At 69.8% G+C, this 11,834-nt stretch carries 12 protein-coding genes; 5 read left to right on the top strand and 7 right to left on the bottom strand.

Annotation, left to right across the window (positions count from 1 at the left end):
• Positions 1 to 9 precede the first annotated feature (9 nt).
• The 5 genes from aceA to TthTMY_RS10995 all read right to left on the bottom strand — a co-directional run bounded on the left by aceA (position 10) and on the right by TthTMY_RS10995 (position 4,998).
• The gene (gene aceA / locus TthTMY_RS11015) at positions 10 to 1,317 is read right to left on the bottom strand and encodes an isocitrate lyase (RefSeq protein ID WP_096411281.1); all 1,308 of its coding nucleotides are present in this window, start codon (positions 1,315 to 1,317) and stop codon (positions 10 to 12) included.
• 146 nt (positions 1,318 to 1,463) lie between these two features.
• On the bottom strand, positions 1,464 to 2,795 hold the full coding sequence (locus TthTMY_RS11010; protein ID WP_096411280.1) for an FAD-dependent oxidoreductase: 1,332 nt from the start codon (positions 2,793 to 2,795) through the stop codon (positions 1,464 to 1,466).
• A 47-nt stretch (positions 2,796 to 2,842) separates the two neighbouring features.
• Positions 2,843 to 3,526, bottom strand: coding sequence for an ABC transporter ATP-binding protein (locus tag TthTMY_RS11005; protein WP_096411279.1), 684 nt, complete (start codon positions 3,524 to 3,526; stop codon positions 2,843 to 2,845).
• Positions 3,527 to 4,669 carry an ABC transporter permease gene (locus TthTMY_RS11000; protein WP_223903280.1) on the bottom strand — a complete coding sequence of 381 codons (1,143 nt, stop codon included), beginning with the start codon at positions 4,667 to 4,669 and terminating at the stop codon, positions 3,527 to 3,529.
• 44 nt (positions 4,670 to 4,713) lie between these two features.
• Entirely contained in the window at positions 4,714 to 4,998 is a 285-nt protein-coding gene (locus TthTMY_RS10995) for an NIPSNAP family protein (RefSeq protein WP_096411278.1), read from the bottom strand.
• 23 nt (positions 4,999 to 5,021) lie between these two features.
• On the opposite strand from TthTMY_RS10995, the gene alaS reads away from it, so the two are divergent.
• From alaS to mltG, 4 genes are read left to right on the top strand one after another with little or no spacing between them, the layout of a single operon-like run.
• Positions 5,022 to 7,670 (top strand): alanine--tRNA ligase, encoded by a 2,649-nt coding sequence (alaS, locus tag TthTMY_RS10990; RefSeq protein ID WP_096411277.1) that lies wholly within the window; start codon positions 5,022 to 5,024, stop codon positions 7,668 to 7,670.
• 9 nt (positions 7,671 to 7,679) lie between these two features.
• Positions 7,680 to 8,366, top strand: a complete 687-nt coding sequence (locus TthTMY_RS10985; protein ID WP_096411276.1) for a hypothetical protein — start codon at positions 7,680 to 7,682, stop codon at positions 8,364 to 8,366.
• Entirely contained in the window at positions 8,347 to 8,754 is a 408-nt protein-coding gene (gene ruvX / locus TthTMY_RS10980; RefSeq protein ID WP_096411275.1) for a Holliday junction resolvase RuvX, read from the top strand. The genes TthTMY_RS10985 and ruvX overlap by 20 nt, the downstream gene beginning before the upstream one ends.
• Positions 8,738 to 9,748 carry an endolytic transglycosylase MltG gene (gene mltG / locus TthTMY_RS10975; RefSeq protein WP_172844652.1) on the top strand — a complete coding sequence of 337 codons (1,011 nt, stop codon included), beginning with the start codon at positions 8,738 to 8,740 and terminating at the stop codon, positions 9,746 to 9,748. The genes ruvX and mltG overlap by 17 nt, the downstream gene beginning before the upstream one ends.
• Here mltG and TthTMY_RS10970 read toward each other — a convergent pair.
• Both TthTMY_RS10970 and TthTMY_RS10965 read right to left on the bottom strand, forming a co-directional pair.
• Positions 9,733 to 10,572: a carbohydrate ABC transporter permease gene (locus tag TthTMY_RS10970; protein WP_096411274.1), complete on the bottom strand. Its 840-nt coding sequence runs from the start codon at positions 10,570 to 10,572 to the stop codon at positions 9,733 to 9,735. The two genes, mltG and TthTMY_RS10970, sit on opposite strands and share 16 nt — an antisense overlap.
• A 3-nt stretch (positions 10,573 to 10,575) precedes the next feature.
• Positions 10,576 to 11,073, bottom strand: a complete 498-nt coding sequence (locus tag TthTMY_RS10965) for a bioflim formation protein (protein WP_096411273.1) — start codon at positions 11,071 to 11,073, stop codon at positions 10,576 to 10,578.
• A gap of 33 nt (positions 11,074 to 11,106) precedes the next feature.
• On the opposite strand from TthTMY_RS10965, the gene TthTMY_RS10960 reads away from it, so the two are divergent.
• On the top strand, positions 11,107 to 11,826 hold the full coding sequence (locus tag TthTMY_RS10960; protein ID WP_096411272.1) for a hypothetical protein: 720 nt from the start codon (positions 11,107 to 11,109) through the stop codon (positions 11,824 to 11,826).
• The last annotated feature ends 8 nt before the right edge of the window (positions 11,827 to 11,834 follow it).

Genomic DNA, 11,834 nt, shown 5'->3' with positions numbered 1-11,834 from the left:
ACCGCCACCTCAGTGGACGGGCTCGTTGAACTGGGCCTCTTCCGTGGAGCCCTTGAGGGCCAGGGTGGAGGCCTGCCCCTGGGTCAGGGCCAGGACCACCTCGTCAAAGTACCCGGCCCCCACCTCCCGCTGGTGCTTGACGGCGGTGAAGCCCTCCTTCTGGGCGGCGAACTCCTTCTGCTGGAGCTCCACGAAGGCGGGCATGCCCCGCTCCTTGTAGCCCTTGGCCAGCTCCCAGATGTAGTAGTTCAGGGCGTGCCAGCCCGCCAGGGTGATGAACTGGAACTTGTACCCCATCGCCCCGAGCTCCCGGTTGAACTTGGCGATGGTCTCGTCGTCCAGGAACTTCTTCCAGTTGAAGGAGGGGGAGAGGTTGTAAGCGAGGAGCTTGTCGGGGAACTCCTTCTTCACCGCCTCGGCGAACTTCCGGGCCTCCTCCAGGTCGGGCTTGGAGGTCTCCATCCAGATCACGTCGGCGTAGGGGGCGTAGGCCAGGGCCCGGGCGATGCAGGCCTCAATCCCGTTCTTGAAGCGGTAGAAGCCCTCGGGGGTGCGCTCGTCCGGGAGGATGAAGGGCCGGTCGCGCTCGTCAATGTCGCTGGTGATGAGGGTGGCGGCCTCGGCGTCGGTGCGGGCGATGATCACCGTGGGCACGCCCATCACGTCCGCGGCGAGCCTAGCCGCCTGGAGGGTGCGGATGTGCTGGCCCGTGGGCACCAGGACCTTGCCGCCCAGGTGGCCGCACTTCTTCTCGCTGGCGAGCTGGTCCTCGTAGTGGATCCCGGCAGCCCCCGCCTCAATCATGGCCTTGGTGAGCTCAAACACGTTGAGGGCCCCGCCGAAGCCCGCCTCGGCGTCGGCCACGATGGGCACGTACCAGTCCCGGGTCACCCGGCCTTCAATCCGCTCCACCTGGTCGGCCCGCATGAGGGCGTTGTTGATGCGCTTCACGATTTGGGGCACGGAGTTGTAGGGGTAGAGGGACTGGTCGGGGTAGGTCTGCCAGGCCAGGTTGGCGTCGGCGGCCACCTGCCAGCCGGAGAGGTAGATGGCCTCCAGCCCGGCCCGCACCATCTCCACCGCCATGGCCCCGGTGTAGGCCCCGAAGGTGTGCACGTAGGGCCTTTCGTGGAGGAGTTTCCAGAGTTTTTCCGCCCCTCGCTTGGCCAGGGTGTACTCCACCTGGACGCTGGGCCTCAAGCGCACCACGTCCTCGGGGCGGTAGTCCCGCCGGACGCCCTTCCACCTCGGGTTCGTCTCCCACTCCCGGCGGAGCGCCTCCGCTTCCTTTTGCATCTCGGGGGTCAGCCCTTCCATTCCTTCACCTCCCGGGACCCAGTCTCGGGGGGGAAGCCCCTCCGGTGTAGAGTGTAGCCGCCCGGGCTTGACACGGCCTTTTGGTGTGCTTCGCCCGGGTTTACACCGGATAGACGCCCCCACCTCGGTTTGGCCCCGTGGGGCGCTTAGCGGGCCTGCTGGGCGGCGATGAGGAGGGGGTCCCAGACGGGGCTAAAGGGCGGGGCGTAGGCCAGGTCCAGGGCCAAAAGGTCCTCCACGGTTCCCTCCCGGTGAAGGAGGGCGGCGAGGGCGTCTATGCGCAGGGCCCCGTGCCCCCGGGCCACCACCGCGCCGCCCAGGAGCCTCCCCGTCCCCTCCTCGTAGACGAGCTCCACCCAGAGGGGCCCGCTTCCCGGGTAGTAGTGGGCCCCATCCCGGCTTTGGATGAAGACTTTCTTGGCCGGGAACCCCTCCTTGAGGGCCCCCTCCAGGGAAAGCCCCGTGGTGGCCACGGCCAGGTCAAAGGCCTTGAAGATGGCCGTGCCCACCACGCCCAGAAAGCGGGCCTCCTTGCCGGCGATGACGCTTCCCGCGGTGCGGCCGTGCTTGTTGGCCACGTCCCCCAAGGGGAGCCAGTAAGGGCGCTTGAGGACCCGGTGGAAGCTTTCCGCCACGTCCCCGGCGGCGTAGACCCCTTCCAGGTTGGTGCGCATCCTTTCGTCGGTGGCGATGGCCCCCGTGGGCCCCAGGGCCACCCCCATGGCCTGGGCGAGGGCGGTGTTGGGCCGGACCCCCGTGGCCACCAGCACCAGGTCCGCGGGCACCACGCCTTCCGAGGTCTCCACCGCCTCCACCCGGCCCATCCCCCGGAGGGCCTCCACCCTCACCCCGGTCCAGACCTCCACCCCGTGCCGCTCCAGCTCCTCCTTGAGGAGGGCCCCCACCTCGGGGTCCCAGTGGGGGAGGGGGCGGTCCTTGGCCTCCAGGAGGGTCACCTCCAGGCCCCGCTTGCGGAAGGCCTCGGCGGCCTCGAGGCCGATGTACCCCGCCCCCAGGATGGCGGCCCGCCGGGCTTGGGGAAGGGCCTTTAGGAGCCTCTCCCCGTCCTCCATGGTTCTCAGGGTGTACACCCCCGCCTGCTCCGTGCCGGGGATGGGGGGGAGGAGGGGCCGCGCCCCCGTGGCCAGGACCAGGTGGTCAAAGCGGTCCTGGAAGGTCCTTCCCTCGGCGTGGTCGTGCACCGTGAGGGTGCGGAGCCCGTAGTCCACGTCCACCACCTCGTGGCGGGTGTGGACCAGGACCCCTTGCTTGCGGAACTCCTCGGGGGTGCGGGCCACCAGCCTTTCCAGGCGGGGGATCTCCCCGGAAAGCACGTAGGGCAGGCCGCAGGCCCCGTAGGAGACCCACCCCGACTTCTCGTAGACCACCACCTCCAGCTCGGGGTTCTCCCTCTTGGCCTTGGCGGCGGCGGAGGCCCCGCCCGCCACCCCGCCCACGACCACCAGGCGCTCGCCCATGGGGGGTATTCTGCCACGGAAGGGGTGGGCGGAATGTCCCAGGGGCCTTAGCCCTTGGCCTGAGGCGCCTCCTCCCGCACGAGCCGCCCGCCTTTTAAGTGGAGGATGCGCCCTGCCCTTTGGGCGAGTTCCAGGTCGTGGGTGACGAGGATCAGGGTGCGCGCCTCGCCTAGGGCGAAGAGGAGGTTCGCCACCTGCTCCCGCGCCTCGAGGTCCAGGTTCCCCGTGGGCTCGTCGGCGAAGAGGATGGGGGGGTCCAGGGCCAAAGCCCGGGCCAGGGCCACCCGCTGCTGCTCCCCGCCGGAGAGGCGGCTTGGCAGGTGGTGGAGGCGGGCTTCTAGGCCCACCTTCTCCAAAAGCTCCGCCGCCCGCTCTAGCCTCGCCCTCCTCGGCCAGCCCGCGAGGAGGAGGGGAAAGGCCACGTTCTCCAGGGCGGTGAGGGTGGGGATGAGGTTCCACTGCTGGAAGACGAAGCCCATGTGCTTAAGCCGCACTCCCGCCCGCTCGTCCTCGGAGAGGGCGTGGAGGGGGATGTCCCCCAGGTAGACCCCGCCCTCCGTGGGCAGGTCAAAGCCCGCGAGGAGGTTTAGGAGGGTGGTCTTCCCGCTTCCCGAAGGCCCTACCACCGCCGTGGCCCCCGGGGGGAAGGCGTAGGTGAAGCCCGAAAGGGCCACCACCTCCTTCTCCCCTTGCCGGTAGCGCTTGGTGAGGTTTTCCGCTCTTAGGGTCATCTACACCCTCCCCAAGGCCTCCACCACGGGGATGCGGCTTGCGTGGTAGGCGGGAAGAAGCCCGGCGAGAAGCCCGAGGCCGAGGGCCACCCCCAGGGCGAAAAGCCCAAGCCTCGGGGTCACCGCCGAAAGGGCCAGGCCCACCTGGTCCAGGGTGTAGAGGTTGATGGCGTAGGACGCCGCCCCTCCCAGGCCCAGGCCAAAGGCCCCGCCCAGGAGGGCCAGGAGAAGGGCCTCCAGGAGCACCAGGCGGAAGATGAACCCCCGCCTCGCCCCCAGGGCCCGCATCACCCCGAACTCCCGCACCCGCTCGTACACGGACATCATCACGGTGTTGGCCACGAGAAGCCCCCCCACCACCAGGGCCACCAGGCTGATGCCGAAGCGCACCAGGTCGCTGATCCTTAGGGCGCGCTCGGCGAAGCGCATCACCTCGCTCGTGGTCTGGGCCTTGACCCCGGGCACCGCCTCCTCCAGGGCCCGGGCCACGGCTTCCGCCTTCTGGCCGGGGCTTAGGGCCACGAGCACCGCGGTCACGTTCTCCGTGCCCAAGGCCTCCTGGAGCACCCTCAAGGGGACGAAGATCAGGTTGTCGGCGAGGCCTCCCGTCTCCTCCAAGACCCCCTCCACCTCAAGCGCGAGCCTCGGGGAAAGCCTCAGGAGGCTTCCCAAGGTGAGGCCGCTCCGCTTGGCCACCTTGGCCCCCACCACGGCGCCCCCTTCCGAGGGGATGAGGCGGCCTTCCCTGGCCTTGAGCCCCGGGTAGAGGAGGTCCGGGGGGGTTCCTTCCGGCAGGCCCTGGAAGAGGAAGCTGGTGCTGGGGTCAAAGCCTCCCCGGGTGAGGAAGAGGGTGGGGACCACCGCCCGCACCCCCAGGGCCTCCCCCGCCCTTTCTAAGGCCTTTAGGGTTTCGGGGGAAATCTCGGGGAGGCCGCCGAAGACAAAGCCCTCCGCCCCTTCCGGCACCACCTGGATGGCGGGGCCCACCCGGGAGAGCTCCTGGAAGAGGGCCCGCCTCAGGCCCTCCCCGAAGGAGAGGAAGAGGACCATGCTCGCCGTGGCCACCAGGACCCCGAGCAGGGTGAGGAGGCTCCGGACGGGCCGGGCCAGGAGGTTGCGGAGGACGAGGAGGAAAAGCTCCATCCCCCCGAGGCTACCCCAAAGCGGGGTTTTAGGCGTGGCCTAGCCTACAGGAGGCGCTCCACGAAGCGGGTTTCCATGGCCTCCAGGTACGCCCTGGGGTCCACCTTCTGCCTTTCGGGGTGGGCGTAGTAGGCCCTTTCCGCCTCCTCAAAGTCCTCGTGGGCCACGAACCAGAGGAACTCCCGCTCGGAAAGCCAGTAGGCCCCGAGGACCCTAAAGCCCAGGGCCTGCCTCAGGGGGACGATGGTCCCCAGGAAGACCTTTTGGAAGGCCTCCTTGGCCCCTTCCTTCAGGGTGTAGCGGCGCATCTGGACCTTCATGGGGCCCATTGTAAGCCCCTATAATCAAAGCCATGCGCACGGCGGAGATCCGCGAGAAGTACCTGGCTTTTTTTGAGGGCAAGGGGCATCTGCGCCTCCCCTCCTTCAGCCTCATCCCCGAGAACGACCCCTCCCTCCTCTTCACCTCCGCGGGGATGGCCCCCCTAAAGCCCTATTTCCTCGGAGCGAAGCCCATCTTCTTTGGCAGGGAGTGGCGCCGGGTCACCACCTGCCAGGAGTGCCTGAGGGTGGGGGACATAGAGAACGTGGGCCGCACCAGCCGGCACAACACCTACTTTGAGATGCTGGGCAACTTCTCCTTCGGGGACTACTTCAAGAAGGAGGCCATCCTCTGGGCCTGGGAGTTCCTCACGGAGCACCTCAAGCTGGACCCCGGGCGCCTTTGGGTCACGGTCTACGAGGACGACGACGAGGCCTACGGGATCTGGCGCGACCTCGTGGGGGTTCCCGAGGAGAGGATCGGCCGCTTCGGCGAGGACGAGAACTACTGGCCGGGCGGGGCCATCACCCACGGGCCAAACGGGCCTTCTGGCCCCTGCTCGGAGATCTTCTACGACCGGGGCCCGGCCTACGGCACCCCGGACGAGACCGGCCCCAACACGGGAAGCGGGGACCGGTTCGTGGAGATCTGGAACCTGGTCTTCACCCAGTACGACCGCCAGGGCCCCATCCCGGGCCCCGGGATCCTCAAGCCCCTGCCCCAGAAGAACATAGATACCGGCATGGGCCTCTACCGGGTGGCGGCCATCCTCCAGGACGTGGAGGACTTCTACCGCACGGACACCTTCTTCCCCATCATCCAGGAGGTGGCCCGGATGAGCGGCAGGCCCTACGAGGGGAAGGCTTCGGTGAGCCACCGGGTGATCGCCGACCACGTCCGGGCGGTGGTGGCGGCCCTCTCTGACGGGGTGACCTTCTCCAACACCGGGCGGGGCTACGTGATCCGCCGCCTCCTCCGCCGGGCCCTGAGGCACGGCTACCTCCTCGGGCTTTCCGACCCCTTCCTGCACCGCCTCGCCCCCTTGGTGGCGGAGCTCCTCGGGGACTTCTACCCGGAGATGCGGGAGAACCTCCCCGCCGTGGAGAAGCAGATCCGCCTCGAGGAGGAGCGCTTCCTGGAGACCCTGGAGGGGGGCCTCAAGCGCCTGGACGCCCTCCTCTCCGGCCTCAAGCCCGGGGAGGTCCTGCCCGGGCAGGAGGCCTTTAGGCTCTACGACACCTACGGCTTCCCCCTGGACCTCACCGTGGAGATCGCCGCGGAAAGGGGCTACGGCGTGGACACGGAGGGCTTCCAGAAGGCCATGGAGGAGCAGCAAAGCCGCTCCCGGGCCGCCATGGCCTTTGAGCGGGAGATCTTCAAGAAGGGGGCCCAGGTCCTGGAGGAGCTCTACGCCGAGCGGGGGGCCACGGAGTTTTTGGGCTACACCGCCCTCGAGGCCGAGGCCGAGGTCCTGGCCCTCCTCGCCGGGGACCAAAGCCTTGAGGAGGCAGGGCCCGGCACCGAGGTCCAGGTGGTCCTGGACAAGACCCCCTTCTACGCCGAGGGGGGCGGGCAGATCGGGGACTTCGGCCTTTTGGAGTGGCCTGGGGGCCGGGCCCGGGTGGAGACCACGAGGAAGACGGAGGGGGGAATCTTCCTCCACAAGGCCCGGGTGGAGGAAGGGGTGCTGAGGGTAGGGGAGAGGGTGCGGGCGGTGGTGGACCCGAGGAGGCGGGACACCGAGAGGAACCACACCGCCACCCACCTCCTCCACGCGGCGCTAAGGGCCGTCCTCGGCCCCCACGTGCGCCAGGCGGGAAGCCTCGTGGCCCCGGATAGGCTCCGCTTTGACTTCACCCACCCCGAGCCCCTGAAGCCCGAGGAGCTTGAGCGGGTGGAGCTTCTGGTGAACCGCTGGATCGTGGCCGACTTCCCCGTGACCTGGCGCTACATGCCCCTGGAGGAGGCGAGGAAGGAGGGGGCCATGGCCCTCTTCGGGGAGAAGTACGGGGAGGTGGTGCGGGTGGTGCGGGTGGAGGGAAGCCCGCTTCCTGGCCTCGAGTCCAAGGAGCTCTGCGGCGGCTGCCACGTGCGCCGCACCGGGGAGATCGGGGCCTTCCTCATCCGGAGCGAGGAGGCCGTCTCCGCCGGGGTGCGCCGCATAGAGGCGGTGACGGGGGAGGAGGCCATCCGCTTCGCCCGGGGGAGCCTGAACCGCCTGAAGGCCCTCGCCGAGCGCCTCGAGGTGGGGGAGGCCGCCCTGGAGGAGAGGCTGGAGAAGCTCCTCGCCGAGCTCAAGGAGAAGGAGCGGGAGGTGGAGCGCCTCAAGGCCCGCCTGGTCCAGGCCACCTTGGGGGGCGGCGGGAGGCCTTCCCTGGAGGAGAAGGGGGGCCTCACCTGGACGGTGGCCGAGCTTCCCGGCCTGGACGCCAAGGCCCTCCGCCAGGCGGCGGACGACCTGGTGGCCCGGGGGGCGGACGTGGCCTTGGTCCTAAGCGAAGGGCAGGCGGTGCTGAAGCTCTCCTCCAGGGCCCTGGAACGGGGCCTCGAGGCGGGGGCCCTCTTCCGGGCCCTCGCGGAGAGGGCGGGGGGCCGGGGCGGGGGCAAGGGGGCTTTGGCCCAGGGGGGCGGCCTGGACCCCAAGAAGGCCCGGGAGGCCCTCCCCGGTCTTCTCCCCTAGAATGGGGGCATGGTCCTCCTAAGCCTTTTGGCGGTGGCCCTCTCCTGGGCCCTCTTCGCCCTCACCTTCGGGCGGTTGCAGAGGAGGCCTTCCCTGCACAACGCCCTCTATAGCCTCGGCCTCCTCTTCTTTGCCCTGGCGGTCTCTGCCGAGCTCCTCGCCCGGCTCCAGGGGGCCTGGAGCCCCTTCCTCTACCGCCTCTGGTACTTCACCGGGGCGATGCACGGGGTGACCTTTTTAGGCTTAGGAAGCCTCGCCCTCCTCAGGCCCGGGGCGGCCCGGGGCCTCCTCCTCGCCCTAAGCCCCCTCTTCCTTTGGGGCCTTTACCTGGTGGCCTCGGCCCCCTTGGACCTCGCCCGCCTCCCTGAGCCCTACGCCCCCCTGGGGGCGGCCTTCCCCCCGCCCGGCCTCACCTCGCCCAGGCTTTGGACCATCCCCTTTAACCTCCTGGGCACGGCCCTCATGGCCGGGGTGGCCCTCTACACCACCCTCCTCTTCCGGCGCCAAAACCCCTTGCGGGCCCGGGGCACGGCCCTCATCTTCCTGGCCGCCCTGGTCCTCGCCTCCACCAGCGCCCTAAACCGCTTCGGGGTGGCGGGCCTCGAGGAGGCGGGAAGGGCCTTGGGCGTGGCCCTCCTCTACCTGGGGGTGGTCTTGGCGGACCAGAGCGTTCAGTATGCGGGTGGGCGCGCTTGACGTGGGGGAGGCCCGGATCGGCCTCGCCGTGGGGGAGGAGGGGGTGCCCCTGGCCTCGGGCCGGGGGTATTTGGTGCGCAAGACCCTGGAGGAGGACCTCGAGGCCCTTCTGGACTTCGTGCGGCGGGAGGGCCTTTCTAAGCTCGTGGTGGGCCTCCCCTTGCGCACCGACCTCAAGGAGAGCGCCCAGGCGGGGAAGGTCCTCCCCCTGGTGGAGGCCCTGAGGGCCAGGGGGGTGGAGGTGGAGCTATGGGACGAGCGCTTCACCACCAAGCTCGCCCAGGAGCGCCTCAAGCACGCCCCCAAGCGGCTTCGCCGGGACAAGGGGAAGCTGGACGAGCTCGCGGCCGTGGTGCTTCTGGAGGACTACCTTGCCCGAGGGATCTAGGAACTGGCTTCGGCGTGGGGTGGTGGCCCTCTTCCTCACCTTCCTCCTCCTCCTCTACGCCCTCTGGCTTCTCGGCCCCACGGGAAGGGAGGCCGTGGTGCGCATTCCCCGGGGGGCCACGGGGGCGGAGGTGGCGAGGATCTTGGAGGAGGCGGGGCTTCTGCGCTCGGGCCACGCCTTTTCCGCCTACCTCCGCTTCTCGGGTCGGGCGAAGCGCCTCGTTCCTGGGGTCTACCGCCTGAAGGGCGAGGGGGCCTTCCGCCTGGCCCGGGCCCTCACCGGGGGCGTGAAGCCCCTAAGCGTCACCCTCACCTTCCCCGAGGGGGAGAGGGCGGTGGACTACGCCCGGAGGCTCTCCGAGGCGGGGCTGGACGGGGAGGGCTTCCTCAGGCTCGTGGAAGGCCCGGGGGCCCTCAAGCCCCCCTACGTGGAGGGGCGGACCCTGGAGGGCTACCTCTTCCCCGCCACCTACACCTTTGACCTCCTCGCCACCCCCGAGGAGGTGGTGCGGGCCATGCTCCGCCGCTTTGAGGCGGAGCTCACCCCTCCGGTGCAAAGGCTTCTAGCGGAGCGAGGGCTTTCCGTCCACGCCTGGGTTACCCTGGCCTCCATCGTGGAGAAGGAGGCGGGGAGCGCCGAGGAGATGCCCTACATCGCCGGGGTCTTCCTGAACCGCCTGGAGCGGGGCATGCCCCTCCAGGCCGACCCCACCGTGGCCTACGCCTTGGGGAAGAGGCTTCCGGAGCTTTCCCGGGAGGCGGGGGACTTCCAGGTGGACTCCCCCTACAACACCTACCGCTACGGCGGCCTTCCCCCGGGGCCCATCGCCAACCCCGGGCAGAAGGCCCTCCTCGCCGTCTTGAACCCGGTGCGCCAGGACGAAAAGGGCCGCCCCTACCTCTACTTCTTCCACGCCGGGGGGCGGCTTTACCTGAACGTGGATTTCGCGGGCCACCTCCGGGACCTTGCCCGCTACCGCTATGCCTCCCCGTGACGGAGGAGCCGGAGCTGGGCGTAGGCGAAGAGGAGGGTGAGGACGAGGAGGACCACGGTGATGGCCGCCGCGTACCCCAGGCGGAAGCTCTCAAACCCCGCCTCGTAGAGGTAGTAGCCGAGGACCCGCGTGGCCCCGTAGGGCCCCCCCCGGGTGAGGAGGAAGACGGCGGCGTAGGACTGCAGGGAGAGGATCGTCCCCACCACCAGGAGGAAGACCACCGCGGGCCGCATCAGGGGCAGGACCACGTAGCGGAAGGCCTCCCAAGGCCCGGCCCCGTCCACGTAGGCGGCCTCGAGGAGGGTTTTGGGGATGGCCTTGAGCCGGGCCGAGGCCACCAGGACCCCGTAGCCCAGGTGCCGCCACAGGGTGAAGGCCACGACCATGAGGAGCGCCCAAAACCCCTCCCGGTCCCAGGGGGGGATGGGGAGGAACTGGGCCAAGGCCCCGTACTCCGGGGTAAAGAGGGTGTACCAGGAGAGGGTCGCTCCCCCCAGGGTGACGAGGCCCGGCAGGAAGAGGAGGCTCTTGGCCAGGCGCTCGTAGGGCAGGCCGTCCAGGACCACGGCCAGGACCAGGGAGAGGGCGAGGAAGGGGGGAAGGGCCAGGAGCATGAACTCCAGGGTCACGAGGAGGCTCTTCCAGAAGGCGGGGTCTTGCAGGAGGTCCCGGTAGTTCTTGAGCCCCACGGGCCTGGGCTCGGAAAGCCCCGACCAGTCCCAGGTGGAGAACCGGACCACCTCCAGGAAGGGGTAGAGGACGAAGAGGAAGAGGGGGAGGAGGGCCGGCAGGGAGAAGAGGAGGAGGGGAAGCCTCTTCCTCACGGGCTACCAGAGGTAGAGGAGGGAGAGGAGGAAGGGGTAGCGGTCCGAGGCGGAGACCTCGAGGGCCCAAGGCTCCAGGTAGAGCCTGAGCCCCGCCCCCCAGGCCAGATGGAGGCCCGCCCCCGCCTGGTAGCCGAGGCCGAGGCCCAGGGAGAGGGCCCCCCCGGGAAGCTCCACGCTCGCCAGGGGGCCGAGGTGGACCCCGAAGGGGTAGCGGAGGTCCAGACCCAGGCCCGCCGAGGCGAAGAGGCCCTCCACCACCAGGCCGGGGAAGAGGTTGGCCTTGAGGAGGGCGTAGGCCTCGGGGCTTTGCGCCAGGAGGACCTGGAGGTCCAGGCCGGTGTCTATTCCCAAGGGGCTGAAGGGCAGAAGGGCGCTTCCCTGGAGGTAAACGCCCTTGTCCGGGGCGTAGCCCAGGCCCAGGGTGTTCTCCGGGTAGGCGGGGGCCTGGGCCAGGGCAAGGCCCAGGGCGAGGCCGAGGAGGGCGAAAAGCCGCTTCATGGCCCCTCCATCCTACCAGGTAGCATGGGGGGCATGGAGGTGGCCTTCTCCCTGGAGCCCGCCCCCTCCCTCGTCCCCGCGAGGGAGGTGCCTTTGCTCGTCCTCGTGGGCCTCACCGGGGTGGGGAAGAGCACCCTGGTGGAGGCCCTGGGCCTTCCCCGGCTCCCCGACCGCCGGGAGCTCGTGGACCGCTACGTCCTCCCCCGCTACGGGGCCAAGCCCCCCATTCCCCGGGAGGAGCGCTTCCGCCTTACGCGGCGCTTCCGGGAGGAGTTCCCCGGGGGGGTGGCGGAGGTCCTGGCCCGGGGGTACGTGCCCCCAAGGCCCCTCCTCCTCTTTGACGGCCTGAGGGGGGAAGGGGAGGTGGCCTACGCCCTGGAGCACCTCCCCGAGGCCCGCTTCGTCCTCCTCCACGCCCGGGAGGCCACCCGGCTCAAAAGGCTCCTTTCTCGGCGGGACGCCTTTGACCGCGTGGAGCTCCGCCCCGAGGAGATGGCGGAGCTAAAGGCCTTGGCGGAAGGGGTTCTCTCCCCGGAGGAGCTGGAGGAGGCCTTGGCCCTGGCCCCCCTGGAGGAGGTCCTCGCCAAGCTCAAGATCGTGGCCGAGGAGAAGCGGAACTACGACCCCCAAGGCCCCTTGCGCCTCCTTCAGGGCCACCCCCGGGCCCTGGTCCTGGACACGGAGGCCCTTTCTCCTGAGGAAGAGGTCCTGGCGGTGCGGGCCTTTCTCCAGAGGCACGGCCTCGGCCCATAGAATGGGGG

Source organism: Thermus thermophilus (assembly GCF_019974155.1).
Classification (GTDB): Bacteria; Deinococcota; Deinococci; order Deinococcales; family Thermaceae; genus Thermus; species Thermus thermophilus_C.
The sequence above is the reverse complement of the archived record's forward strand: the minus strand, read 5'-3'. Positions and strand labels throughout refer to the sequence as shown.